Source organism: Mesorhizobium sp. WSM4828 (assembly GCF_055811175.1).
The window spans coordinates 1-23,578 of sequence record NZ_JBVVQK010000050.1; the positions used below are offsets into that span (position 1 = coordinate 1).

The following is a 23,578-nucleotide window of genomic DNA, read 5'->3' on the forward strand; positions in this document are numbered from 1 at the left end:
CCGAACCGCCCTGTACGGACCCGTACGCAGGGTGGTGTGGGAGGGGAGGAACTGCGAAGCTCCCCCCTATCCCGATTGTCGGGGCGAGAACGTTCGGCTCATATTGTGCCGGAGCGAGAACGTTCGGCTGTTTTGTCGAAGCAGGGACCTTCGGTTCAGTCCGTCAGCAGCTTTGCCGATCGTATCGTGGCGAAAAGGACGTGGGCAGGGCGGTGGCCTGTGTCGGTGCCGGCGCTGCAAACGGCGAGCCCGCGCGTAAGTCCGTGGCATCACTCCGAAAATCCATGACGCAAACGCACCTTTGAGGCGTGGCAGTGTTCCAAATCTGTGGCGGCTCGGAACCTTGTTTTCAGCCGATCATGGCGCTGCGGCCGCCGGCTTCCGTGTCGCGCGCCTTGGTGTCGCGCGATTCGAGCATCTCGGCCTTGGAAAGTTCGGCTTCGGCTTCGCTCAGCAATGACTCGGCGACATTTCGCTGCTGGGCGAGGTCGCTTTGCGAATTTCTAAGATTGTCGCGGCGCAGACGTGCCGCCTTGGCGAAGGTCGGATAGGCAAAATGATTGATGTCGGTGATGCCGGCCTTCTTCTCTTCGGCAGCAATCTGAAGTTCCAGCTCGACGGCCATGCGCTCGAATTCGGCGATCATCATGTCGAGCTGCAGCAGCTGCCGCCGCTTCTCGCTCACCTGAAATTGCTTCAGCCGAACGAGGTTTTCACGTGACTTCATGATTCGGTACTCCCGGAAACGCACACCTGCACATATCGTCCAATTCACCCGGCAAGGCCCGGGCTTGACCCGTTTCCACCGGCTTTCCCCGAACTATGGGAAACAAACTCCTAAAGTTTTTTGCCGGCGGTAACCATTCGTTTACGGGCATTGTTAATCATACGGCTCAGGACTTAAGGGCGGGTAAAAATTCTGCTTCTCGTCGCGAAACCCGGCCAACGAGTCCGAAGAGTCACTTAGTCTGGCTTATTAATGTGCCGCATTAATGGTTTGGGTCTGTGATTCGTTATTGGATTCAACAAGGTGTAGAAAGGGGTTAAAAAATCTGATACCGTCACGGACGGGGAATTAGGTTTTATTAACCATTCGATGGCAGCCTCTGCTCAGGCAATCACTGCTCCGGTCCTGGACGGGTCGTGAAATGGTCCGGCAGCAGAAAAGGGGAATGAAATGCGCGTTCTGCTGATAGAAGACGACAGTGCAACCGCACAAAGCATCGAGCTGATGCTGAAATCGGAAAGTTTCAATGTCTATACGACCGACCTTGGTGAAGAGGGCGTCGATCTAGGCAAGCTTTACGATTACGACATCATTCTCCTCGACCTCAATCTCCCTGACATGTCGGGCTATGAAGTTTTGAGAACACTTCGCCTTTCCAAGGTGAAGACGCCGATCCTCATCCTCTCAGGCATGGCCGGTATCGAGGACAAGGTGCGCGGCCTCGGCTTCGGAGCCGACGACTACATGACCAAGCCCTTCCACAAGGATGAACTGGTCGCCCGCATCCATGCCATCGTGCGGCGCTCCAAGGGCCATGCCCAGTCGGTCATCACCACCGGCGACCTGGTGGTCAATCTCGATGCCAAGACCGTTGAAGTCGGTGGCCAGCGCGTGCATCTGACCGGCAAGGAATATCAGATGCTGGAACTGCTCTCGCTGCGCAAAGGCACCACGCTGACCAAGGAAATGTTCCTCAACCATCTCTATGGCGGCATGGATGAGCCGGAGCTGAAGATCATCGATGTCTTCATCTGCAAGCTGCGCAAGAAGCTCGACGCAGCGTCGGGCGGGCAGAATTACATCGAGACCGTCTGGGGTCGCGGCTATGTGCTGCGTGAGCCTGAAGATATCCGGGTCAGCGCCTGAACTAGAGGTGTGATCCCAAAGTGGGCGCCCGGTTTTCGGAAAGAACCTGGCAAAACAACAAGATAGAGCTCATCCGATTTTCATCGGAATGGAACAGGCTCTGATCAGGCGGCAATCTTCAAGGCGCGGAAGCACTCTAGCAATTGCGGCCGGTTGAACGGCTTCAGCAGGTAGCCCTGGGCGCCGGCGCGCTTTGCCCGCATGATCGCCCCGACGTCGACCTCGACCAGCGAAATCAAGACTTGCGGCAACACCGGGCTTTCCATGGCGCGTACGCGGCGGATGAGGTCCTGCGCCTGCATGTCCGGCAAGGCGCCGTCGACGACGATGATATCAGGCATGTCGACCGCGCACATCTCGATCGCCTCATGGCCGCTGGCGGCTTCGATCACCATCATGCCGGAACCGCCCAGGATACGCCTTGCAACCTTCCTGATGACGCTCGAATTGTCGACGAACATGCAGCGTTTCATTCCCGGACCCTCTTTGCCATGCGGCGAACCGGCAGCGTCGTGGCATCTGCCGGGGAACATAGGCCGATCTGGTAAAGAAGCCGAAAAGCCGATAGGTAAAATTTTCCTGAAGTTTTTTAGCGAAATCTTCTTTCGTAATGCTTCACGCGATCAAAACTGCAAAGCCATCTCACAGATATTGAGACAGCGCCGCAAATATGACTTGGATAAAATACTTTCCCCGCTCTTCCGGAGAACTTCAGGCTGCAGAAAGGACGATCTCGTCGGTGGTTGCATGGATCGATATCGCCATGTTGGCTTCGCGGGCCAGGAGCAGCGTATAATAGGGCTGCACCGAATGCGCGTCGATCGGCTCTTCCGGCCTGTGGCCGGAATGCAATTCCAGGAATTTGGGCGGCACGCGCAGCATCGGGCCGCTCGCCGCGAGCGCAAAGCGCGGCTCGGTCTCGAGGTTCTCCAGCGTGACCACCAGCCTGCCGCCGCGCGGAATGGCGGCGTTGGCGACGAGGATGAGATTGAGCAGCAGCTTGACCTTGTTCTTGGGCAACAGCGCGCGGGTCCCGTTCCAGATCAGTTCCGGCTTCTCGTTCTTCAGGAAGGCGAAGGCCACGGCCTCGGCGTCCCCCGTGTCGATCAGCATGCCGGCGGAACCGGCGGCGCCGAAGGCGATGCGGGCGAATTGCAGGCGGGCGGAAGCGTTTTTGGCGCTTTGGCGGATCAGCTTCATGGCGTCTTCGTCGGCGCCGCCTTCGTCGAGCAGCTCAAGCCCGTTGTTTATGGCGCCGACCGGCGAAATGATGTCGTGGCAGACCCGGCTGCACAGCAGCGCTGCCAGATCGGGTGCGGAAAGGGTGAAAAGCTCGGCCATCGGCAAAAATCCCTGCAAATTTCACAACACAATGACCGGGCGATCATGGTCACGCCTGTCCACACGAATCACGCTCTCTCCCAAGCATTCTGAATACACAGCGCTTGTGCGTGCAGCAACAAATCCAAAATCATGATTGTCGAAAATGGCATGTTCACGCAGCCGGGTGCTGCGCGGGCGATGCGAAAACAGCCTTCGAACCGCCATCTTCATGTGACAGTTTAATGGTTGAAAAAGGATTACGGCATAGTTTGCCCCTAACAGTCATCCTTAACGGCCGCCAAAGAGCCGTACGGGTGCGAGGCGTCGGCGAAAGTGCTCCCTGACGGAGATTGGAAGCATGGTTTCCCGATTCTACGACCGGACTTTTTTCCGTGTCATCTCAATGACGATCGCGCTCATCGGCCTTGTCGCCTTTTCGGCATCGGCCGCGCGGGCGCAGGAATACACCGCCCAGGAGATCGTTGATTCCGGTCATAAATTCTTCGGCGCGACATCGGGCGGGCTCGCCACCGTCGTCGAGAAGATTTTCGCCACCTATGGCCTGCCGAACGGCTATCTGCTCGGCGAAGAGGGGTCCGGGGCGCTGATCGGTGGCCTGACCTATGGCGAAGGCACGCTCTACACCAAGAATGCCGGCGATCACAAAGTGTTCTGGCAAGGCCCGTCGCTCGGCTGGGATTTCGGCGGCGAGGGCTCGCGCGTCATGATGCTGGTCTACAATCTCGACGATGTGAGCAGCCTCTATAATCGTTTTGGCGGCGTCGCCGGCTCCGCCTATGTCATCGCCGGCGTCGGCTTCAACGTGCTGAAGAACAACAATGTGCTGCTCGTGCCGATCCGTACCGGCGTCGGCGCCCGTCTCGGCGTCAATCTCGGCTACCTCAAGCTCACCCAGCGCGCGACCTGGAATCCGTTCTGATCTGCATGATGGCGCCGCTGCGATTGGACCTGTGATCCCACGGTCCGAGCTTTGCCGCGGCATACCCTTGCCGTGGCGCCGGATTTCCGTCATGCGAAGATGGCAAAGTCGACCTTTGGCGGTTGCCATGCACAACGGATAGTCATCTTGGTCCAGTCGATCCTGTTCTTTGTCCTCGGCTTTCTCTGCGCGGGCTTCCTGGCGCTGATGATTGCCCCGGCCGTGTGGCGGCGGGCGGTGGCGCTGACGCGCAAGCGCGTCGAGGGCTCGATGCCCTTGACGCTGGCCGAGATCCAGGCGGACAAGGATCGCATTCGCGCCGAGTTCGCGGTTTCGGTGCGCCGGCTTGAAATGACCGTCAAATCATTGCGCGAGAAGGCCGCCGAACAGCTGGTCGAGATCGGCCGCGACCGCGAAGCCCTGAAGGAATTGGCGGCCGAGCGGCAGGACAAGAACCGGGTCGTCGCCGATCTTACAACCAGGGGCGAGGAGCTTCGCAAGCGCGATGAGCAGTTGCAGCAGCTGTCGGAGCGGCTTGCGGAGACCGAGCGCGCGCTCGAAAAGCGCGGGCTCGAACTGCGGAAACTGGAGCACATGTATGACGACGCCAGTTTTTCATCCAGCAGCCGGCAGATCGAGCTGGTGGCGCGCGAATCCGAGCTGCAGAAGCTGGCAAGCGACATTTCGCTGCTGCGCGGCCAGCGCAAGGAGGCGGACAGGCGCAGCCAGGAATTGGCAGCCGAAAGCAAGGCTTTGCGGGACGCGCTGAAGGCCGAGAAGAAAAGAACCGGCGACCTGGAAAAGAAGGTCGAACGCCTGCTCGCCACGCTGGCCGATCGCGAGGAGAGGCTGGAGCGCCGCGAGAAGGAACTGGTCCGCCTTCGCGAAAAGCCGAAAAGCGCTGAAAGGGCGCCTGCGGTGGGTCTTGCCGGCGTGCCAGGCAGTCAGGTCAATGTGGCCGCCAACGGCGACATCGAAAAGACAACCGCCAAGCTCGATGCCGACCGCGAGCGGCTGGAGGCCAGGCTGACATCGCTGGCACGCGAGAACAGGCGGCTGAAGACGGATCTTGCTGCCGTCGAAACGTCGAAATCTCAGGCCGGAGACCATACCGGCAGCGCCAGCGCCGCATTGCGCGAAGAGATGAACGATCTGGCGGCGCAAGTCGTGGCCTTGACGGCAAAGCTCGACGGACCGGATTCGCCGATCGCCCGTGCGCTTGCAGCGCCTGAGGATACGCGGCCGGGGAGCGGCGGACGCAGCCTTGCCGATCGGGTGCGGGCGCTGCAGAAGGCCGCTTCGACCGACTGAGATTCCGCAGATCCAAGAGCAGGGCCCCGACGGCTCTAAATTTAGGCTCCGGAAAAGTGATGCAGCGCGATGGCTGACGCGGCGGCGACGTTCAGGCTGTCGAAACCTTGCGCCATACCGATCCGCAGCGTCTGCAGGCGGGCAAGCAGGCTTTCCGGCAGGCCTTCGCCCTCGGTGCCGAGATAGAGCGCCAGCCGCTCGTTTCTCTTGGCATCGCGAATGTCGATCTGCCCGCGCGGAGACAAGGCGAATTGGCTGAAGCCTTGCCGGTCGAGCATTGCGGTGCAGCCGGCTGCGTCGGCAAAGCAGGCGAAGGGGACTTTCAAGGCCGCGCCCACCGAGACGCGGATTGCCTTGCGGTACAGCGGATCGCAGCAGGTCGGATCGAGAAGCACGGCATCCGCGCCAAAGGCAGCGGCATTGCGGAAAATCGAGCCCATATTGTCATGATTGGCGATGCCGACCAGCGCCACGATCAGCGCGCGGGCGGGCAGTGTGCCAAGCAAGGCCTCGGCGGGGATGGCCGCGCCCTTGCGGCCGATCGCCAATATGCCGCGATGCATGTGGAATCCGGCGATCCTGTCGATGATTTCGCCGGATGCGACATAGATCGGAAGCCCGGCAGGCGCCTTGCGCAGGACGTCACCGAGGCCGGCCAGCCGGTTTTCGAGTACCAGCACCGATTCTGCCTCGAAGCGCCGGGCGGCGAGCAGCGTGTCGAGCACCACCTTGCCTTCGGCGACGAAACGGCCTTGCCGGCCGGCAAGATCTCGCTCCCGGATGTCGAGATAGGCGGCGACGCGGGGATCGTGCGGGTCGTCTATGCTGATCGGATTCATGGCTTCCTCGGCGGACCCTGGCGTCGGCCGCGAATCGGGATTCGGTTTCGGAAGGCATGATTGCCGGATCCGAAGCTCAGACCGTATCTCAGCGTCCAAATGGATGCACGCCGTTCGAACGGTCGAGCCCAATCAGGTGAATGCCGGGCTGTGGGGCCTGCCTACCTCTTAGCGACAGGGGAAATCCCGCGGCACGGCTCGTCGGTCAAGCCGTTTCAATCTAGAATTTTCGATCGGGCCAAGGAACCACACAGGGCCATGCCGCGTCATAGAAGCGGGCTCCTGCTGCGGTCCTGGGAGGACATCGATGATCAGGCTCCTCCTCGTCTTTGCCGCCACGCTTGCCCTTGCATGCGGCGTGGCCCGTGCGGCCAAGCTCGATCCAGCCACCGTCAATCAGGCCCAATTCACTGTCGGCGAACCGAAGGGAGTCGATCCGACGCTGCTCAAGGCGCAGATCCTTCTGGATCGCGCCCGCTTCTCGCCGGGCCTGATCGATGGCCGCCTTTCCCAGAACTTCGCCAAGGCCGTCGCTGCGTTTCAGGCGGCAAACGGACTTCCGCCCGACGGCAAGCTCAGTCTACAGACCTGGAGCAAACTCATCGCAACCTCCGCCAAGCCGGCGCTGGTGACCTATGAGGTCATGCGCAAGGATGTGCGCGGACCTTTCACCAGGCGTATTCCGGCGCGCTTGGAAAGGATGGCCCGCTTGCGGCGGCTCGGCTACCGCAATGCGGTGGAGAGGTTGGCCGAGCGCTTCCATATCAGCGAACAATTACTGCGAATGCTCAATCCGGGCACCAGCCTCAGGAAACCAGGCAGGACCTTGGTGGTGCCTGATGTCGGCAGGGGCGACCCTCCCGCCGGCGTTGCCGCCGTCGAGGTCGACAAGGGCGCTCGCCTGGTGCGTGTGCGCGACCGTGCCGGCAAATGGCTGGCGGTCTACCCCGCCTCGATTGGGAGTGAGGAGAAGCCGGCGCCAAGCGGCACGGCAGAGGTCAGGCGCGTGGTGCACAACCCTACCTATCACTATGATCCGGACTTCGCTTTCAAGGGTGTCAAGACCAAACGGCCCTTCACCATCGCTGCCGGGCCGAACAATCCCGTGGGATCGGTCTGGATCGATCTCTCCATCGAAAGCTACGGCATCCACGGCACGCCCGAACCGGGCAAGATCGGCACGACCTTTTCACATGGCTGCATCCGGTTGACCAATTGGGATGCCGAAGACCTTGCCTCCATGGTGCAGCCGGGCACGAAGGTCGAGTTCAAGGACGAGGTTGCGCAGGCCGCCGACGAGAGCGTTCAGTAGCAAGCCAGACTTGGCAGCAAGCCGGACTTGGCAGCAAAGCGGATTGGGCGGGGCGTTCTCCGCCCCGGCCGCTCAGGTCCCGGCGCGACGCAGCCGGTGAGCCATCTGCGACAGTTCACCTTCACCGAAAATGCCGTCCAGCGTGTGCAGCAATTCGCGCACCGCCCCGGACTTGCAGGAATAATAGATCATTTGCCGATCGCGGCGGGTCTCGACAAGGTCGGAAGCCCTGAGCTTGGCCAGATGCTGTGACAGGGCGGATTGGCTGAGCGACACCTTCTCGGCTATGGCGCCGACCGACATCTCGCCTTCGGCCAGATAGCTCATGATCAGCAAACGTTTTTCGTTGCCCATCAGTGTCAGAAACGCAGCCGCGATTCCGGCGTTGGCGACTAGCTTGTTCGAGACCATAGATCCCCCATGCGTTCTTGCTCATCCGCCGCTATGGGGGCAATAGCGTCGGATTCCATAGACTTTCCCTATAGATGCACGCCGGCGATTCAGCGTCACTCGCAAAGGTAGAACATTTCGCTCAAATCTCAAGGCTTGCTTTCCATGCAAGCCGATTAACTGTGCGGCTGTGATTAATTTGCCGATCGGGCAGCCTTTGCCATGTCGACCAGGACAAGCCTGAGGTCGCGCGCCGCTCTCAACGGCTCGGGGAAGAAAACCCGACAGACATTGTCGCCCGATACGAGATCCATCCCGTCCGCGTCGAACCCGGTGACGATCCAGCCGTCATTCTCGGCTCCGCCGAAATGACTTGCGTAGAGCGCAATCGCATCGAGATGGTCGGCGTTCATATGGTCGAGTGCCGATTGCTCGCCGGCGGCAAGCTCTTCGATGATCGCTCCCGTCGCGACCAGATCGGTGCGGTCGAGCAGATAGGCCTTGCCGAAGCCTCCGTTCAGGCTGGCGCGCTCCGGTTCGAGCCGGAAGATCGAGAAGTCGCCGAGCCCGGCATAGAGTTTTGCCTTGGGGTTGCGGTTGAGGTAGCGCCGCTCGGCGCGGGCGTGTTCGTTCGATCCGCGTTCGAGCCGCACGGCGCGGCAGACGAGCGTCAGTCGCGGATGCGCCAGCGGATCGCCCTTGCCGGGTTCGCCGACGAGCAACGAGCAGCGCGGGTCGGCAAGGATAGCGCCGGTATGTGCGGACAGCATCGACACCAGGATCAATGGCGTGCCGTCGATGTCTGTGGCGACGCCGACGCGGCTGGCCAGCGGCGAACCGGTTCCTGGTTCGAGCACCGCCAGCGCGCCGAAACGGGCGCTGCGGATCAGCGTCTTTGCCAGCCTGATCGCCTCGGCGTCGGTCGCGCGGATCACGTCGTTCCTGGGTTCGTCCAAGGCATCACCGTCGCTTTTATTTCGGCGCCATGCGGATGGCGCCATCGAGGCGAATGGTCTCGCCGTTGAGCATCTGGTTCTCGATGATGTGCAAGGCAAGTGCGGCATATTCCGAAGGCTCGCCCAAACGGGAAGGGAAGGGGACCGCGGCGCCGAGCGAATCCTGCACCTCCTGCGGCATGCCGGCCATCATCGGCGTCCTGAAGATGCCGGGCGCGATGGTGCAGACGCGAATGCCGAAGCGGGCGAGATCGCGCGCCACCGGCAGCGTCATGCCGACGACGCCGGCCTTGGACGCGGAATAGGCCGCCTGGCCGATCTGGCCGTCATAGGCCGCGACCGATGCGGTGTTGACGATGACGCCGCGCTCGCCGCCCTGCAGCGGTTCCAGCCTGGCGGTCCGGTCGGCGACCAGGCGGATCATGTTGAAGGTGCCGATCAGATTGACCTCGATTACCTTGCGGTATTGATCGAGCGGATGCGGTCCGTCCTTGCCGATCGTCTTCATGCCGATAACGATGCCGGCGCAATTGACCAGGATGCGCGGCTCGCCAAGCTTCTCTGCCACTTCCGCAACTGCGGCGGCACCGCTCTCGGCGTCGCTCACATCGCATCGGACGGCGATGCCGCCGATATCGTCCGCCACCTTGGCCGCACGCTCGATGCCGAGATCGAGGACGGCAACCCTGGCGCCGCCGGCGGCAAGAGCGCGCGCCGTCGCCTCGCCAAGGCCGGAGCCGCCACCGGTGACGATCGCAATCTGGCCGTTCGGGTTCATCTCGACGTCCTCCTCCGCGCCCAGACTATGCGGCCAAGCCACCGTGCGACAGCACTGGCATGGTCACGCCATCGTGGCGATGTGCGCGGCAATCCTTGCCTGGTCGGCGTGGCAAACCTCGCCCACCAGCCTTGCCAGCGCGCCCGGCACGATCTCGTGCGCCAAAAGCCGGTCGGGGTCGACCGGACGCGGCATCGAGATCTGCCCGCGCGGCAGCCTCCTGAAGCCGAGCGGGCCGTAGTAGGGTTCGTCGCCGACCAGCATCACGGCCGGTGCGCCGGCCTTGGCGGCGGCCTCCAGCGCGATTGCCACCAGCCGGCGGCCGATGCCGAGATTCTTGAAGGCCGGCCGCACAGCGAGCGGCCCGAGCATCAGCGCGCGGCCGGCACCGGCGGCGATGCGCGTCATCCGCACCGAGGCGACGACGATTGCGCCATCGACCGCCACGAAGGACAAAGCGCGTTCGTGCGGGCCAGTTTGGCGGATCTTGTAGGCGGAAAGCACGAAACGGCCCGGCCCGAAGGCCTCGTCGTTGATGGCTTCGATTTCAGCATCATGCGCCGGAGTTTCCGGCAGGTATTTCACGTCGGCAAGGCTCATGGTCTTTGCGTTCCGGTATACGAGGAAAGGGTTGCTGCAAGCGGCAGCGTTCGCCAGTCAGCGCTTCATCAAGCGCGGGCGCTCTTTCGTCGTCGGTCGAACCGGATTACGGCAAAGTCGAACATGCCGATGTCCGCTAGCACCAATTTTCAGCCGCCGCAATCGGCAGCCGCACTCGACGACGCAGCCGTTGACGATCTGTTCAGCGTCGGGGATTTCCGCGGCGCCGCCTGGTGCCCTAAATCAAGAAGGAACACGAAAGGATATTACATGGGATTGCTAGTCGAAGGCCAATGGCAGGACCGCTGGTACGATACCGGGGAGAGCGGCGGCAAGTTCGTGCGGGCGCAGTCGCAGTGGCGCGACTGGGTGACCCGCGACGGCGCGCCGGCCGAAGGGCGAAAACGCGGCTTCAAGGCCGAGCCCGGCCGCTATCACCTCTATGTCTCGCTCGCCTGCCCGTGGGCGCATCGGACGCTGATCTTTCGCGTGCTCAAAAAACTCGAGGACGTGATTTCCATTTCGGTTGTCCATCATTTCATGGGCGCCGACGGCTGGACGTTCCTGGCCGAGGACGGCGCCACGGGCGACACGCTCTATGGCCTCGATTTCCTGCACCAGATCTACACCAGGGCCGATCCCGGCTATTCGGGCCGGGTCACCGTTCCGGTGCTGTGGGACAAACGCGAGCAGACCATCGTTTCCAACGAATCCTCCGAGATCATCCGCATGCTCAATTCGGCCTTCGACGAATGGGGCGATGCAAAGCTCGATTTCTATCCGCAGCCGTTGCGCGGCGAGATCGATGCGATCAACGCGCTGGTCTATCCCGCGGTCAACAATGGCGTTTACCGTGCCGGCTTCGCCACCACGCAGGCAGCCTACGAGGAGGCATTCGGTGAATTGTTCTCGGCGCTCGACACGTTGGAGGACCGCCTGTCAAAACAGCGCTATCTCGTCGGCGGCCGCATCACCGAGGCCGACTGGCGGCTGTTCACGACACTGGTCCGCTTCGACCCGGTCTATGTCGGCCATTTCAAATGCAATCTGCGCCGGATCGCCGACTATCCGAACCTGTCGAATTACCTGCGCGACCTCTACCAGGTGCCGGGCGTCGCCGGCACGGTGAATTTGCACCACATCAAGTCGCATTATTACGGCAGCCACGAGACGATCAATCCGACCCGCATCGTGCCGGTCGGGCCAGAGCTCGACTATTCCGCGCCGCATGATCGGGACAGGTTCAGGAAGGCTGCGTGAGACCGGCGACCTAGCGGAAGGTTTCGGAGTCCATCTTCGCCCTTCTAACGAGTTCGGCTTTCAATATGGTATTTCCAAATCGATTGGAGTAGCCGAGCGACGTTGCCAGGAACGCCACGATGCTGCCGATCATGACGGCCTGGACCGACATCTGGAGTGGGATTGCGCGTAACGATCCCGACAGCAGAATCAGAGCCATTCCCAAAACCATTTCTATCAGGGTTGAGAAGCCGACCATTTTCCAGAATTCAGCGCGAGTAAAAAGCCGGACATGTCGCTTTAAAAAAACGAAATATGTCCCGAATGCCGCAACGAATTGTATTAAGAATTGGATGCCTCTTCCAATTCTTTCTAACCTGGATGGATCTATCCCAAGCGTTACCGTCGACACTAATGCTGTCGAAAACAATATTATTACATAAATTCCAGTGAAAAGTAAGACATATAGTACAATTCTAAGTCTATCTTTTTGTTTATGTTCCATTTTTCCCAACCGATTAGTTATACGTGTCTTGGAGAACAATGGATGCTGTCATCCTGAATCGAAGCAGCAAGGCTGTTGGAGAGGTGGTCTACCAGTAAGGCGATACCGGATTCCCCTTAAAAACCTCGGCAATCCGCCGCAGCGTCGCCGGCGTCGTTCCCTCGGGCAAGCGGTCGAGCGGGAAGAAGCCGGCTTCGGCGATCTCGCGGTCGGGCAGCTTAGGGCTTGGCTGATCGAACTCTTCGACCAGATAGAGGCCGACATGGTCGCGGCGGCTGGCGCGGCGGTTGAAATGCAGCGATTTCAGCACCGGCGGTCCAGTCAGCGCGATGTTGCCTTCCTCGAAGACTTCGCGTGTCAGCGCTTCGATCATCGTCTCGCCCAACTCGACGCCACCGCCGGGCAGGTGCCAGCCAGGAACATACGTATGGCGGATGAGGAAGACGGAATTGGAGGCTCGGTCGTGGATCAAGCCGCGCACGCCGAGCGTCATCGGCCGCCGCAGTACGAAGTACAGGTGAAACAGCCTCGCCCTGAGGCCCGGCCAGCCGGTCTGGCGCAGGGCTTGCTCCGGATCCGGCGCCGTCATCGTCCGCGAAACCGTGAGTGGAAAGCGGCGCGCGCCTCGCCTATGAAGAAAAGATGTTCAGGCTCGCGCATATTTCCGATGTCCATCTGGGGCCGCTTCCCGATGTAACCTATCGCGATCTCGCCTCCAAGCGCGTGGTCGGTTACGTCAATTGGCAGCGCAATCGCCGCCGCCACATGCACGACGCCGTCATCGACACCATCGTCGCCGACATGAAGGCCAGCGGGCCGGACCATCTCGCCATCACCGGCGACCTGGTCAATCTGGCGCTCGACGGTGAGATCGAGATGGCCAAGCACTGGCTGGAGACGCTGGGCTCGCCCAACGACGTGTCGGTGGTGCCGGGAAACCATGACGCCTATGTGCCGGGCGCCTTCGACAAGACCTGCCGGTCCTGGGCGGCGTGGATGACCGGCGACGGCGTCAATACGCCGGTCGACCGCAACACCTTTCCCTATCTGCGGGTACGCGGCGATGTTGCGTTGATCGGCGTCTCGACGGCGCGCGCCACGGCTCCCTTCATGGCCAACGGCTTCTTTCTGGAAGGCCAGGCGGAACGGCTGCGCGACATGCTCGACGCCACGGGCAAGCGCGGCCTGTTCCGGGTGATCATGATCCACCACCCGCCGTTGCGCGGTGCCGTTTCGCAGAACAAGCGGCTGTTCGGCATCTCGCGCTTCCACAAGGTTCTTCACCGGCACGGCGCCGAGCTTGTGCTGCACGGCCATTCGCATGTGCCGTCGCTGTTCTTCATCGGCGCCCGCAAGACAAAAATCCCGGTGGTCGGGGTCGCCGCCGCCGGGCAGGCCCCCGGCAGTTCGCATGCACCGGCGCAATTCAATCTGCTCGACATCGACGGTGAAAAGGACAATTGGCGGATCAGGCTGACGCGCCGCGGCCTGACCGGGCCGGCATTGCCGCCCAGCGACCTGCAGACGCTGGAGCTTGGCGTCGAGGCCGAGGCGTCGATGGCGAGAGCAATTCCAGGAAAAGTGTGAAGCGGGTTTCCGTCCGGAATTGCGTCAAAAAAAGAACTCTAGAAGCTGATTTTCATCGCGACGATGCGGTCCCAGAACAGCACGAGCGAAATCGCCAGGCCGACCAGGGCGCCGGCGGCGATCAGGCCGAGGCCCGAGAAGAACGCCGACCAGCCGTTGCTGCGCGCAGCGATCCGCAGCGGCGGCTCGGCCTCTGCCACCAGGGCGCGTTTCAGGCCGGCGACGGCCTGCTCGATGCCGCCTTCCATCATCCTCTGGCGTTCGACGACGCGCTCGGCGACGTAGCGTGTCACCTGGTCGGCAACGACCTTCATGTCGGTCGATTCGGCGAGGACGACGCGGCCGATGCGCGTGTCCTTGAGAAAGCGATAGGTGCGACGGTCGCGTCCCATGGCGACATGGCTGACGGCGTCGATCCACAGCCGTGGCTGCAGGCCGGACGAGACGGCGAAGTCGAAACTGTCCATGTCGGTGGGCACGTCGCTAAAGACCGGCGCGAGTTCGGCGGCAAGCAGATCCAGCCGCATGCGATGCGCTTCGCGCATGTCGACCACGACGTCGTCGCGGTCGGCGAAGGCGTTCTTGACGTCGCGAATGGCATCGGACAGTTTTCGCGACTGATCGATCTGGGTGATGTTCTCGCCTGCGTCCTTCATCGGCGTTGCCTCGCGGGTTTGGTTAACACCGAATTAACACAGCCGCCGGCGAAATGCACTTGCGAGATCGATGGGCCGGCAAAGCTTCGCCGGAGGAGCACCAGCGCCCCGTCGTGCCCGCGCGAGGACCGATCAGCTCGCCGCAGCGGCGAATTCCGGGCGAAGTCGCCTGCCGCGGCGCCGCATATTGCGGCGAACGGCCTCGACGACCAGGCCGGGCGCTTCCTCGACCAGCATATGGCCGGCTTCCAGCACGTGGTGCAGGTGAAAACGCTTCGGCAGGCCGTCCGCCTGGCTGACGGGCAGCATCGCGTCGTCGGTTCCCCAAACCACCATGATTGGCATATTCAGCGTTTCAAGCCGCTCGTTCGGGATGACGCCTTGCCGATCATCCCGGGTCATTGCGGCTGCGTGCTCGACAAGTGTGCGCAACTGGCCGGGACGCCGGCGCATCTCCTTGAGGAGCTCGACTCTATGCTGCGGCGGCCGGCTTTGCGGTCCCGACATGGCGGCTAGACAGGCGCGAATTTCGTCGGTGCCGGCAGCCGCGGCGTAGCGGCGCAGCAGCGGGCCATTGATCTCAGGACCAAGACCGCCCGGTGCCAGCAGCGTCAGCGAGGCCAATCTTTCCGGCTCGCTCAATGCCATCAGGGCGGCCACGGCGCCGCCCATCGAATGGCCGACGAGATGGGCCCGCTTTATTCCGCGAGCGGAAAGATCGGCAAGGACGGCGCTCGCTGCGATCCTGGCCGGACCGCCGCCCGGAAAATCGAGCGATAGCCCATGCCCCGGCAGATCATAGGCCAACGTCCGCGCGCCGAGCGCCAGGGACGCGGCCACGTCGCGCCAGTCGTCGTGGCAGCCGCCGAAACCATGCAGGAAGGCAATCGTTGTCGGGCCGGTGCCCCGTTCGGCAGCGTAAAGGGATGGGGTCATGCAAACTTTATGGCTTGGTGCCGGGATCAATCAGGATGCCGGGGGCGGTCTTATGCGAGGATCAGTCTTTGCGGGAGGTCAGACTTGCATGGAGATCGGTGTTATGCGGGATCAGACTTACGTGGGGATCAGATTGGCCGGTTCAAATTGTGTCTGAATTGCGCTTTGGCCGTGCGGATGGCCAGTAAAATTTTTGCGATCACCTGACGTCGTCACGCGCCGGGAGACATCAGCTGGCGCCGCCAAGGCCGGTGGCGCGCAGGGCTTCCACCAGCCGGTTGGTCAGATCGGCGGGATATCTTCGCTCGACGAAGGTTGCGCGCGGATCGGCTGCGAATTTCGGGAATTTGGTGGTCAGTTCCTGCAGCAGCCTGCTCGCCAGCTTCTCGCGGCCGGCAGCCTTGGCGCCGATCAGCCGCGCTGCCAGATAATGCGATTTCATTTCCGTCGTTCGCAAGCCGTCGCTGGCAAGCGTCGCCTTGTTCATGTCGCCCATCATGAATTCTCCGGCGAACAGCCCGTAATCCCACCATGTCGGATGGGCGCTGGCGATATCCACGGCGTGAGCAAGGATCGGGGCGCCCTCGCTGTACCTGCCGGCGAAAACCAGCCCGTAGCCATAGGCGGCGGCCATTGCGAGATCGTAGGGATTGAGCTCATAGGCCTTGCGCATCCAGCGGATCGATTCCGCGGAATCGCCCATGCGCGAATTGAGATAACCAAGTGCGCGGTGCGCGTAGGGGCTGGTCGGGCCCATCTGGATGGCACGATGGGCAAACGTCATCGCTTTGTCGATCGTCGCGTCGGCGGGGTAGGGATAGTGGTCGGTGACCGCTTCGAGATGCAAGGACGCGAGTTCCGAATAGACGAGCGACGACTTCGCCTCCCGGTTGGCAAGATCTTCGAGGCAGCGGTAGGCGGCTTCGTGCGTCTGGGCATTCTGGTCGAGATAATATTTGCCGTTGAGCACCAGACACGCCGTCAGCCCGGTCTGGATGCCGCTCTGCTCGATGTAGTTGTAGATCGTGCCCGAGGCGGGAAGAGCCGAGCTCAAAATGCCTGAGATCTGGTCCTCGATGGCGGTGTTCGCGCTGTCGCCGGCGGTCAGGTTGCGTGACAGCAGCACGCGGCCGGTCGCCACGCTTTGCAGCTCGAGCATAATGTCGCCGCTGCGCGGCCCGGGCAGGACATCGAATACGAAGCTGGCGGCGTCGGTCACTGGATCGGGCGGGCTGTCGGCATCACGGCCGATGAAATTGATGGTATCGAAGCCGCTAAGGCCGGCGCGCAGCGATGCAGCGACACGGCGAGCCACGTCGCTGTCGGCCTTGATGGCGATGTAGACCTGGGGGAGGTTTTCAACCGGAGGCGCTGCTATGCTGCCGGTTGCCACCGCGGTCTCGACCGCCGTGTCGCCGCCGGTCAGCAAGACCACGCTGCCCTGGCGAAGGATCAGCACACCCAGCATGAGAATGACCAGCGCGATCGCCAGCCAGAAGAACTGCAAATGGCGCTGCAGCGAAGGTGCAGCAGGGGCCACGGCTGGAACGCTCAGCAATGCAGCCGGATGTGCCCGGTTGCGGGCATCCTCCGGCGATCCGGGCGGGGCGGTCGTCGCCATCTCCTCTGTTGCCAGCTCCGGCTTGCTCTCTGCCTCCGCCTCTGCCGGCAGGCGAATGGCGTTGAGTTCGTAGGACGGAACATAGCCGCCGCGCGGAATGGCGATGCGGACCGGTTCGGCAACGCCCTCATTGGCGAAATACTGCTGCAGCAGTTCGCGCAGCCTGCCGGCCTGCACCCGCACCACCGCATCGGTCGACGGATCGAAATCGCCGTCCTTGCCGAAGACGTCCATCGCTATGGAGAAGCCTTTGAGCCTGTCGGCTTCGCCTGCCTGCTCGCGCTCGACGAGGTAGCGGAGCAGCTTGCGCGCGCGCTCGGATCGTCCGAACGTTTCGCTGGCAAGCAATCGCTCCAACGTTTCGCGCACTGCGGGGGCGGCAGGCGTGGTATGCTGCAAGTGTCGATCCCTTCGAATTCGGCACAGGTTGAGGTACAATCATATAGCGCTGGCGGCGCCTTACAAGCGTGTGCTTATGGTGCGATAGCGTACCCACCGGATAAAAATCCGGTGGGCTGATGGCGCCAGCCCGGCAGTCCCGGCTAGCCGGCCTTTCGGCCGACAATGCGGTTGGCGGCCGAAACCACGGCTTCGAGCGAGGCGGCGACGATATTGGTGTTGATGCCGGCGCCGAACAGCTTGCCGCCCGGATGTTCCATCTCGACATAGGAAATAGCCGAGGCGTTCGAGCCGCGCTGCATGGAATGCTCGGAATAATCGAGCACCGACATCGGCACCCCGACATGGCGGGACAGCGCATCGACGAAGCCGTCGATCGGGCCGGTGCCGGTGCCTGATATGGTCACCTCCTTGCCTTTGTCGAGGATCACCGCTTCGATCACGCGCCGGCCCTTGACCTCGGTGTCGGGGTAGGTGTGGTGGTCGAGGAACTTCAGCCGCGCGCCGGGCTGGTCGACATAGGTCTCGAGAAAGCGCTCGTAGATGCGCCTGGCCGGCACCTCCTTGCCTTCGGCATCGGTGATCGCCTGGATGGCCTGGCTGAACTCGATCTGCAGGTTGCGCGGCAGGTTGAGTCCGTAATCCGCGTGCAGCACATAGGCGATGCCGCCCTTGCCGGACTGCGAGTTGATGCGGATGATGGCTTCATAGCTGCGGCCGACATCGGCCGGGTCGATCGGCAGGTAGGGCACCTCCCAGTGCGGCGTGTTGGCCTTGCGCAGCGCCTTCATGCCCTTGTTGATGGCGTCCTGGTGCGAGCCGGAAAAGGCGGTGTAGACGAGCTCGCCGACATAGGGATGGCGCTCGGGGATCTTCAGCTGGTTGGAGTATTCGTAGACGTCCTTCATCCGGTTGATGTCGGAGCAGTCGAGCCCGGGATCGACGCCTTGCGTGTACATGTTGAGCGCCAGCGTGACGATGTCGACATTGCCGGTGCGTTCGCCATTGCCGAACAGCGTGCCTTCGACGCGGTCGGCGCCCGCCATCAGGCCGAGCTCGGTGGTGGCGATGCCGGTGCCGCGGTCATTGTGCGGATGCAGCGAGATCAACAGGTTCTCGCGATCGTCGAGATTGCGGCACATCCATTCGATGCGGTCGGCATAGATGTTGGGCGTCGACATCTCGACCGTGGAGGGCAGGTTGATGATCAGCTTGTTTTCCGCCGTCGGCCTGACGATCTCGGTGACGGCGTTGCAGATCTCCAGCGCCACTTCGAGCTCGGTGCCGGTAAAGCTTTCCGGCGAATATTCGAAACGGTAGCCGCCGCCGGCCTTGGCCGCCATGTCGGTGATCATCTTGGCCGCATCGGTGGCGATGCGCTTGATGCCGGCGACGTCCTTCTCAAACACGACGCGGCGCTGCAGCTCGCTGGTCGAGTTGTAGAAATGGACGATCGGGTTGGTGGCGCCCCTCAGCGCCTCGAAAGTGCGGGTGATCAGTTCCGGCCGGCACTGCACCAGCACCTGCAGCGAGACGTCGGCGGGCACGTTGCCTTGTTCGATGCACCAGCGGGCGAAATCGAAGTCGGTCTGCGAGGCCGACGGAAAGCCGATCTCGATCTCCTTGAAGCCCATGTCGAGCAGCAGGGCGAACATGCGCGCCTTGCGTTCCTGGCCCATCGGATCGATCAGCGCCTGGTTGCCGTCGCGCAGGTCGACGGAGCACCAGATCGGCGCCTTGTCGATCACTTTCGAAGGCCATGTGCGATCGGCAAGGCCGACGGTTGGATAGGGCTGGTATTTGCGGGCAGCGTCCGGCATGCCCTTTACCGCAGGCTTGCTGATTTCCTCTACACTCAGACGGATATCTTCTCGTGCGTTCATCGTCTTTTCTCCCGGCGGCTCGCGGATCCAGCTTCAGGCGGATTGGTGGCGAGCGGCGCCTTTACCAGAATTTCGTTCGCTTGATGTGACGTGCCAATTTTGTAACTGGCCAAGGAGCGTGCGCGTGAGCGGCGAATTCGACCGCCGGGCGCTCCTTCAGCGAACCCGGCGATCGCCGATAAGGCCGAGAAGCAGCAGGGTGGAGGCAAGCGCGCGAACGGTCTGGCCGGCAATGCCGGTCGGACGGGACGCAAAAGAGGTGGCGCGCGGGCTCATGGCGGATTTCATACAGGAGCCGGCAAAGCGAGGCAAGTGGGAGCCTCGCCGTCGCAGAAGCTGCCGATCCAGCCTCAAGACCTGGGTTCCTCGCCCCCGCGAAGCGGGGGAGAGGTGGCCGCAGAGCGGCCGGAGAGGGGGCCTTCGTAGGCCGCAGTCCCCTCTCCGTCTCGGCTTCGCCGAGCCACCTCTCCCCACTTTCGTGGGGCGAGGAACCCAAGCTGGAACGAAGGCGCGGCGCCGAGGTGAAGCGATTTTTCCTGACTATAGCAACTTTGTTCTTGCTTTGTGCCGGCAGCTATGCTACTAATCTCGGTATGGTGCTAATTGGCTCCAACGACCCGCCCGCCGAGGCGGGTTTTTCATTTTTACGGTTTTGGCGTCACCTTTCGCGGACCCAGCCGCTCACTGATCCAGTTGCTCTTCCCCGAGCCCGGCAAATGCGCCAGAGTCGATTGTCGGCGGGGGTGCGATGGCTCGCCGCCGGGAGGGATCGTCCATGAACTTCGTGTTCTTCTCGCCGCATTTTCCGGCCAACGGCGCCGATTTCTGCGACCGGCTGAAGAAGGCCGGCGCCACCGTGCTCGGCATTGGCGACGCGCCGTTCGATGCGCTGGACGGCAAATTGAAGGCAGCCCTTTCGGAATATTACCGCATCGACGACCTGGAGGAGTACGAGCCGGTGTTCCGGGCGATCGGCCATTTCATCCACAAATGGGGTCGCGTCGACCGGTTCGAATCGCTCAACGAGCATTGGCTGGAGCTGGAAGCCAATATCCGCACCGACTTCAACATCTTCGGTACCAAGCTCGACTTCGTGAAGAATTTGAAACGCAAGAGCCGCATGCGGGCGTTCTTCCGCAAGAGCGGCGTCGAAACCATCGCGCAACGCAAATGCTCCGACCGCGCCGGCGCCATGACCTTCATCCGCCGCGTCGGCTATCCCGTGGTGGTGAAGCCGGATTCCGGCTCCGGCGCCTCGAACACCTTCAAAATCTCCAATGCCGGCGAACTCGACAGGTTCTTCAGGGACAAGCCGGAAGGTGTCAGCTTCGTCATGGAGCAATTCATCGAAGGGTTGGTGGTGACCTATGACGGGCTGGTCAACCGCGACGGCGAGGTGGTGCTGGCCGCCAGCCACCGCTACGACCAGAGCGTCATGGAAGTGGTCAACCGAGACCGCCATATGAGCTATGTCTGTTTTCCCGAGATCAGCCCGGCGGTCGAGGAGGCCGGCAGGAAGATCCTCAAGGCGTTCGACGTGCGCGAGCGCTTCTTCCACATCGAGCTGTTCGAAACCAGGGACGACCGGGTCATTGCGCTGGAGGTCAACATGCGGCCGCCTGGCGCATGGATGACCGATGCCATCAATTACACCTTCGATATCGATGTCTATGCCGCCTGGGCCGACATGGTGGTCAAGGACGCCGCCGGCGGCCCTTACAGGGGCAAGTATTTCACCGCCTATGCCAGCCGCAAGCGGCACCTCAACTATGTGCACAGCCATGCCGACGTGCTAGCCGCCCATGGCGACATGATCGTCCATCATCACGCCATCGAGGAGGTTTTCAGCCGCGCCATGGGAAACTACGCCTATCAGCTGCGCTCCACGGACCCGAAGGCGCTGCGCCGGGCGGTCGACTACATCCATGCGGAAAAGGCGTGAGGCGATGGACGTTTCCTATCACAAGGGTTTTGGCCGCAACCTCGGCCGCGACATGGAATATAAGCGCTACGGCCATGCCGGCCGACCCGTGGTTGTGTTCCCGACTTCGCAAGGGCGGTTCTACCAGTTCGAAGATTCCGGCGCCGTCTCGGCTCTCGCCGAGTTCGTCGACACCGGTCGCATCCAGTTGTTCACGCTGGACGGCATCGATGCGGAATCCTTCTTCGACCGCGATGCCGAGCCGGCCCATCGCATCGCCCGGCATGAAGCGTATTTCCGCTATGTGCGCGAGGAGGCGCTGCCGGAACTCCTGTCTGTGGCAGCCGAAGGCAATGGCGGGCGTACGCTGAAGCCGCTGTTTTGCGGCTGCTCGATGGGCGGCTATCATTCGTCGAATTTCGTCTTCCGCTTTCCGGAGCTGGCCAGCGGCGTCATCGCGCTGTCGGGGGTTTACTCGACCCACGATTTCTTCGGCAACGCGCTCGACGGACAGATTTTCTTCAACTCGCCGCTCGACTACCTGCCGGGTATCGTCGATCCGGGGCTGCTTGTCAGGCTGAAGGCGCTGCGGCTGATCTTCTGCTGCGGGCAGGGTGCCTGGGAGGAACGGATGCTGGCCGATACGCAGGCGCTGGAACAGATCCTGCGTGACAAGTCGATTCCGGCCTGGGTCGACTACTGGGGCGGCGATGCGGCCCATGACTGGCCGTGGTGGCACAAGCAACTGGTTTATTTCTTCGCCCGCTGGCTGGACGACGATCTGATGCACCGGCTGGATTAGGCCACATGGAGCAAGGAAATGACCACGCCCGATGCCATCCGCCGCTTTGTCGAAGCCACCAATGCCGGCGATAGCGAAGCCTTCCTGGACAGCTTCACGCCCGATGCCTTCCTGAGCGACTGGGGCCGGTCGTTCAAGGGCCGCGAGCAGATAGCGCGCTGGAACCAGTCGGACAATATCGGCGTGCAGTCCAAACCTAGCATCATTCGTATCGAACCGGAGGGCGATACCTACAAGGTCCGCATCGCAGTCACAGGCAACGGCTTCAACGGCGAGGGCGACATGGTCTTCACGCTGGACGGCGAGCGTATATCGAGCCTGGTGATCAGCTGACGCGCTACCCGGCCGATCTTACTCCCGCAGGCTTTTCGCCACCAGCCGCGCCACGCTTGGGCCGACCAGAAGCACGATCAGGAAGCGTGCCGATTGCAGCGCCATGACGAAGGATATGTCGACATGCTGCGCGGCGGCGGCGATGATGGCGACGCTGTCCATGCCGCCGGGGCTGGTTGCCAGATAGGCGGTCAGCGGATCGATGCCGAGCAGGCGGCTGATCAGGAAGGCGAGGCCGCCGCAAAAGACGATCAGGGCAATGATCGAGCCGACGATCTGCGGCAGCGCGCGGGCCGCGTGGCGCAAAATGGCCCTGGTGAAATTCAGGCCGATGCTCCAACCGATCATTGTATAGCTCAAGGCAAGCAGCCACGGTGGCAACTGCATGGTCACGCCGAGCCCGAGATGGATCACGGTGCCGAAAATGAAGGTGCCGAGGAAGAACGGCGACGGCAGCCTGAAAAGCTTTCCGGCGAGGCCGCCGACCAGCGCCACGCCGAATGTTGCGGCCAAGCCTTGCGGGTCGACCGGTGGGAACCAGACGATGGCCGGCACCTCGATGCCTGAGGTGTCGACCCAAAGCTTGGCCACCAGGGCTGCCGTCATCGACACGCAGATGACGCGCAGATAAAGCATGAAGGCGACGAGGCGCTGGTCGGCGCCGAAGGCACCGGCCATCAGCACCATGGCGGTGGCGGCGCCCGGCGACGAGCCCCAGACCGCGGTGGTGCCGGGCAGGATGCGCCAGCGGCTGATCAGCCAGCCGAGCAGGCTGGATGCCGCGATCGTCGCCATCACGACGCCGAGGAACAGCGGCCATTCCCTGTAAAAGACGGGAAAGATATCGGCCGAGATCGAACTGGCGACCAGGCAGCCGACGACCGCCTGGGCTGAGCCGAACAGAACCCGCGGCACGCGCACCGTGGCGCCGTTGGTGCCGGCAGCGATGGCCGCCAGCATCGGTCCGATCAAGAGCGCGGCGGGCAGGGCGGCGAGTTCCAGCGCGCCGGCAAACAGCACCGAGACCACCACCAGGACCGGCCACTGCCAAGCCTTGTGGATCCGCGCCAGATGCTCGATGGCCGGCGGGTTCGGGGAAGAATCCATAGATCGGCTCTTAGACCGGTCGCTAAAAAATGCGAACCTTTTTTGCGGGGGAAACGGTCGTGGGTGGTAATACGCTGAATCTTGCAGATTAGCTGAGACATCCATCCCTTCGTCATCCTGGGGCGGAGCAAGGAGCGAAGCGACGCGGCGCAGACCCCAGGATCCATATGTGGACGGCCCCCTGCTTGCAAAGGTGTGGCTCAGGTCTGATCGGATCGCTTGCATCCATATGTCCGGCCTGTTGATGCGGTTTTGACCGCTGGCCAA

The 23,578-nt window shown here is 62.3% G+C and carries 24 protein-coding genes; 9 read left to right on the forward strand and 15 right to left on the reverse strand.

What is annotated here, in order from left to right; translation table 11 throughout:
• Positions 1 to 349: 349 nt before the first annotated feature.
• Entirely contained in the window at positions 350 to 727 is a 378-nt protein-coding gene (locus AC0L2X_RS30470; protein ID WP_023719275.1) for a flagellar export protein FliJ, read from the reverse strand.
• 450 nt (positions 728 to 1,177) lie between these two features.
• Between AC0L2X_RS30470 and ctrA the strand changes: the two genes are divergently transcribed.
• Entirely contained in the window at positions 1,178 to 1,873 is a 696-nt protein-coding gene (ctrA, locus tag AC0L2X_RS30475) for a response regulator transcription factor CtrA (protein ID WP_006203583.1), read from the forward strand.
• 104 nt (positions 1,874 to 1,977) lie between these two features.
• Here the strand turns inward: ctrA and AC0L2X_RS30480 are convergent, their stop codons facing one another.
• Positions 1,978 to 2,346 carry a response regulator gene (locus AC0L2X_RS30480; RefSeq protein ID WP_292659972.1) on the reverse strand — a complete coding sequence of 123 codons (369 nt, stop codon included), beginning with the start codon at positions 2,344 to 2,346 and terminating at the stop codon, positions 1,978 to 1,980.
• Between the two features lie 238 nt (positions 2,347 to 2,584).
• Complete coding sequence (chpT, locus tag AC0L2X_RS30485) at positions 2,585 to 3,214, reverse strand: histidine phosphotransferase ChpT (RefSeq protein WP_473562170.1); 630 nt, start codon at positions 3,212 to 3,214, stop codon at positions 2,585 to 2,587.
• 340 nt (positions 3,215 to 3,554) lie between these two features.
• Between chpT and AC0L2X_RS30490 the strand changes: the two genes are divergently transcribed.
• Positions 3,555 to 4,136 (forward strand): DUF1134 domain-containing protein, encoded by a 582-nt coding sequence (locus tag AC0L2X_RS30490; RefSeq protein WP_352664551.1) that lies wholly within the window; start codon positions 3,555 to 3,557, stop codon positions 4,134 to 4,136.
• 147 nt (positions 4,137 to 4,283) lie between these two features.
• A complete protein-coding gene (locus tag AC0L2X_RS30495; RefSeq protein WP_473562169.1) occupies positions 4,284 to 5,447 on the forward strand; it encodes a coiled-coil domain-containing protein in 1,164 nt (387 codons plus the stop codon).
• A 41-nt stretch (positions 5,448 to 5,488) separates the two neighbouring features.
• Here AC0L2X_RS30495 and AC0L2X_RS30500 read toward each other — a convergent pair whose 3' ends face one another.
• Complete coding sequence (locus tag AC0L2X_RS30500) at positions 5,489 to 6,286, reverse strand: TrmH family RNA methyltransferase (protein ID WP_473562168.1); 798 nt, start codon at positions 6,284 to 6,286, stop codon at positions 5,489 to 5,491.
• 307 nt (positions 6,287 to 6,593) lie between these two features.
• On the opposite strand from AC0L2X_RS30500, the gene AC0L2X_RS30505 reads away from it, so the two are divergent.
• The gene (locus AC0L2X_RS30505; RefSeq protein WP_473562167.1) at positions 6,594 to 7,598 is read left to right on the forward strand and encodes a L,D-transpeptidase; all 1,005 of its coding nucleotides are present in this window, start codon (positions 6,594 to 6,596) and stop codon (positions 7,596 to 7,598) included.
• Positions 7,599 to 7,670: 72 nt separating this feature from the next.
• Here AC0L2X_RS30505 and AC0L2X_RS30510 read toward each other — a convergent pair whose 3' ends face one another.
• The 4 genes from AC0L2X_RS30510 to AC0L2X_RS30525 form a co-directional block, all read right to left on the reverse strand.
• The gene (locus tag AC0L2X_RS30510) at positions 7,671 to 8,009 is read right to left on the reverse strand and encodes an ArsR/SmtB family transcription factor (RefSeq protein ID WP_473562166.1); all 339 of its coding nucleotides are present in this window, start codon (positions 8,007 to 8,009) and stop codon (positions 7,671 to 7,673) included.
• A gap of 173 nt (positions 8,010 to 8,182) precedes the next feature.
• Entirely contained in the window at positions 8,183 to 8,944 is a 762-nt protein-coding gene (locus tag AC0L2X_RS30515) for a HugZ family pyridoxamine 5'-phosphate oxidase (protein ID WP_473600986.1), read from the reverse strand.
• Between the two features lie 16 nt (positions 8,945 to 8,960).
• Positions 8,961 to 9,722 carry a 3-hydroxyacyl-CoA dehydrogenase gene (locus AC0L2X_RS30520; RefSeq protein WP_473562164.1) on the reverse strand — a complete coding sequence of 254 codons (762 nt, stop codon included), beginning with the start codon at positions 9,720 to 9,722 and terminating at the stop codon, positions 8,961 to 8,963.
• Between the two features lie 63 nt (positions 9,723 to 9,785).
• Positions 9,786 to 10,322 (reverse strand): GNAT family N-acetyltransferase, encoded by a 537-nt coding sequence (locus tag AC0L2X_RS30525; RefSeq protein WP_473562163.1) that lies wholly within the window; start codon positions 10,320 to 10,322, stop codon positions 9,786 to 9,788.
• Positions 10,323 to 10,592: 270 nt separating this feature from the next.
• On the opposite strand from AC0L2X_RS30525, the gene AC0L2X_RS30530 reads away from it, so the two are divergent.
• Positions 10,593 to 11,582 carry a glutathione S-transferase family protein gene (locus AC0L2X_RS30530; protein ID WP_473562162.1) on the forward strand — a complete coding sequence of 330 codons (990 nt, stop codon included), beginning with the start codon at positions 10,593 to 10,595 and terminating at the stop codon, positions 11,580 to 11,582.
• A gap of 10 nt (positions 11,583 to 11,592) precedes the next feature.
• On the opposite strand, the gene AC0L2X_RS30535 is transcribed toward AC0L2X_RS30530, so the two are convergent.
• Both AC0L2X_RS30535 and AC0L2X_RS30540 read right to left on the reverse strand, forming a co-directional pair.
• Positions 11,593 to 12,066, reverse strand: coding sequence for an ABZJ_00895 family protein (locus AC0L2X_RS30535; RefSeq protein WP_473562161.1), 474 nt, complete (start codon positions 12,064 to 12,066; stop codon positions 11,593 to 11,595).
• Positions 12,067 to 12,154: 88 nt separating this feature from the next.
• Complete coding sequence (locus tag AC0L2X_RS30540) at positions 12,155 to 12,655, reverse strand: NUDIX domain-containing protein (protein ID WP_473562160.1); 501 nt, start codon at positions 12,653 to 12,655, stop codon at positions 12,155 to 12,157.
• A gap of 53 nt (positions 12,656 to 12,708) precedes the next feature.
• On the opposite strand from AC0L2X_RS30540, the gene AC0L2X_RS30545 reads away from it, so the two are divergent.
• The gene (locus AC0L2X_RS30545; RefSeq protein ID WP_473562172.1) at positions 12,709 to 13,653 is read left to right on the forward strand and encodes a metallophosphoesterase family protein; all 945 of its coding nucleotides are present in this window, start codon (positions 12,709 to 12,711) and stop codon (positions 13,651 to 13,653) included.
• A gap of 38 nt (positions 13,654 to 13,691) precedes the next feature.
• Here the strand turns inward: AC0L2X_RS30545 and AC0L2X_RS30550 are convergent, their stop codons facing one another.
• The 4 genes from AC0L2X_RS30550 to leuA all read right to left on the reverse strand — a co-directional run bounded on the left by AC0L2X_RS30550 (position 13,692) and on the right by leuA (position 19,085).
• On the reverse strand, positions 13,692 to 14,309 hold the full coding sequence (locus tag AC0L2X_RS30550) for a hypothetical protein (RefSeq protein ID WP_473562159.1): 618 nt from the start codon (positions 14,307 to 14,309) through the stop codon (positions 13,692 to 13,694).
• Positions 14,310 to 14,441: 132 nt separating this feature from the next.
• Positions 14,442 to 15,245 carry an alpha/beta fold hydrolase gene (locus tag AC0L2X_RS30555; protein ID WP_473562158.1) on the reverse strand — a complete coding sequence of 268 codons (804 nt, stop codon included), beginning with the start codon at positions 15,243 to 15,245 and terminating at the stop codon, positions 14,442 to 14,444.
• Between the two features lie 229 nt (positions 15,246 to 15,474).
• Positions 15,475 to 17,265, reverse strand: coding sequence for a tetratricopeptide repeat protein (locus AC0L2X_RS30560; protein WP_473562157.1), 1,791 nt, complete (start codon positions 17,263 to 17,265; stop codon positions 15,475 to 15,477).
• A gap of 143 nt (positions 17,266 to 17,408) precedes the next feature.
• Positions 17,409 to 19,085 (reverse strand): 2-isopropylmalate synthase, encoded by a 1,677-nt coding sequence (gene leuA, locus AC0L2X_RS30565; RefSeq protein ID WP_473562171.1) that lies wholly within the window; start codon positions 19,083 to 19,085, stop codon positions 17,409 to 17,411.
• A gap of 838 nt (positions 19,086 to 19,923) precedes the next feature.
• On the opposite strand from leuA, the gene AC0L2X_RS30570 reads away from it, so the two are divergent.
• Genes AC0L2X_RS30570 through AC0L2X_RS30580 form a run of 3 tightly spaced genes read left to right on the forward strand, consistent with a single transcriptional unit; the run spans position 19,924 to position 22,204 of the window.
• Complete coding sequence (locus tag AC0L2X_RS30570; protein ID WP_352488941.1) at positions 19,924 to 21,090, forward strand: ATP-grasp domain-containing protein; 1,167 nt, start codon at positions 19,924 to 19,926, stop codon at positions 21,088 to 21,090.
• Between the two features lie 4 nt (positions 21,091 to 21,094).
• A complete protein-coding gene (locus AC0L2X_RS30575; protein WP_352488943.1) occupies positions 21,095 to 21,871 on the forward strand; it encodes an esterase family protein in 777 nt (258 codons plus the stop codon).
• A gap of 18 nt (positions 21,872 to 21,889) precedes the next feature.
• Positions 21,890 to 22,204 (forward strand): nuclear transport factor 2 family protein, encoded by a 315-nt coding sequence (locus AC0L2X_RS30580; protein ID WP_352488944.1) that lies wholly within the window; start codon positions 21,890 to 21,892, stop codon positions 22,202 to 22,204.
• Positions 22,205 to 22,222: 18 nt separating this feature from the next.
• Here the strand turns inward: AC0L2X_RS30580 and AC0L2X_RS30585 are convergent, their stop codons facing one another.
• Positions 22,223 to 23,311 carry an AbrB family transcriptional regulator gene (locus AC0L2X_RS30585; RefSeq protein WP_352488945.1) on the reverse strand — a complete coding sequence of 363 codons (1,089 nt, stop codon included), beginning with the start codon at positions 23,309 to 23,311 and terminating at the stop codon, positions 22,223 to 22,225.
• Positions 23,312 to 23,578: the final 267 nt, after the last annotated feature.

Bases quoted from the DNA above. Each gene is read 5' to 3' on its own strand.
- AC0L2X_RS30470 (WP_023719275.1), bottom strand. From the start codon at position 727: ATGAAGTCACGTGAAAACCTCGTTCGGCTGAAGCAATTTCAGGTGAGC.
- ctrA (WP_006203583.1), top strand. From the start codon at position 1,178: ATGCGCGTTCTGCTGATAGAAGACGACAGTGCAACCGCACAAAGCATC.
- AC0L2X_RS30480 (WP_292659972.1), bottom strand. From the start codon at position 2,346: ATGAAACGCTGCATGTTCGTCGACAATTCGAGCGTCATCAGGAAGGTT.
- chpT (WP_473562170.1), bottom strand. From the start codon at position 3,214: ATGGCCGAGCTTTTCACCCTTTCCGCACCCGATCTGGCAGCGCTGCTG.
- AC0L2X_RS30490 (WP_352664551.1), top strand. From the start codon at position 3,555: ATGGTTTCCCGATTCTACGACCGGACTTTTTTCCGTGTCATCTCAATG.
- AC0L2X_RS30500 (WP_473562168.1), bottom strand. From the start codon at position 6,286: ATGAATCCGATCAGCATAGACGACCCGCACGATCCCCGCGTCGCCGCC.
- AC0L2X_RS30505 (WP_473562167.1), top strand. From the start codon at position 6,594: ATGATCAGGCTCCTCCTCGTCTTTGCCGCCACGCTTGCCCTTGCATGC.
- AC0L2X_RS30510 (WP_473562166.1), bottom strand. From the start codon at position 8,009: ATGGTCTCGAACAAGCTAGTCGCCAACGCCGGAATCGCGGCTGCGTTT.
- AC0L2X_RS30520 (WP_473562164.1), bottom strand. From the start codon at position 9,722: ATGAACCCGAACGGCCAGATTGCGATCGTCACCGGTGGCGGCTCCGGC.
- AC0L2X_RS30525 (WP_473562163.1), bottom strand. From the start codon at position 10,322: ATGAGCCTTGCCGACGTGAAATACCTGCCGGAAACTCCGGCGCATGAT.
- AC0L2X_RS30530 (WP_473562162.1), top strand. From the start codon at position 10,593: ATGGGATTGCTAGTCGAAGGCCAATGGCAGGACCGCTGGTACGATACC.
- AC0L2X_RS30535 (WP_473562161.1), bottom strand. From the start codon at position 12,066: ATGGAACATAAACAAAAAGATAGACTTAGAATTGTACTATATGTCTTA.
- AC0L2X_RS30540 (WP_473562160.1), bottom strand. From the start codon at position 12,655: ATGACGGCGCCGGATCCGGAGCAAGCCCTGCGCCAGACCGGCTGGCCG.
- AC0L2X_RS30545 (WP_473562172.1), top strand. From the start codon at position 12,709: ATGTTCAGGCTCGCGCATATTTCCGATGTCCATCTGGGGCCGCTTCCC.
- AC0L2X_RS30550 (WP_473562159.1), bottom strand. From the start codon at position 14,309: ATGAAGGACGCAGGCGAGAACATCACCCAGATCGATCAGTCGCGAAAA.
- AC0L2X_RS30555 (WP_473562158.1), bottom strand. From the start codon at position 15,245: ATGACCCCATCCCTTTACGCTGCCGAACGGGGCACCGGCCCGACAACG.
- leuA (WP_473562171.1), bottom strand. From the start codon at position 19,085: ATGCCGGACGCTGCCCGCAAATACCAGCCCTATCCAACCGTCGGCCTT.
- AC0L2X_RS30570 (WP_352488941.1), top strand. From the start codon at position 19,924: ATGAACTTCGTGTTCTTCTCGCCGCATTTTCCGGCCAACGGCGCCGAT.
- AC0L2X_RS30575 (WP_352488943.1), top strand. From the start codon at position 21,095: ATGGACGTTTCCTATCACAAGGGTTTTGGCCGCAACCTCGGCCGCGAC.
- AC0L2X_RS30580 (WP_352488944.1), top strand. From the start codon at position 21,890: ATGACCACGCCCGATGCCATCCGCCGCTTTGTCGAAGCCACCAATGCC.
- AC0L2X_RS30585 (WP_352488945.1), bottom strand. From the start codon at position 23,311: ATGGATTCTTCCCCGAACCCGCCGGCCATCGAGCATCTGGCGCGGATC.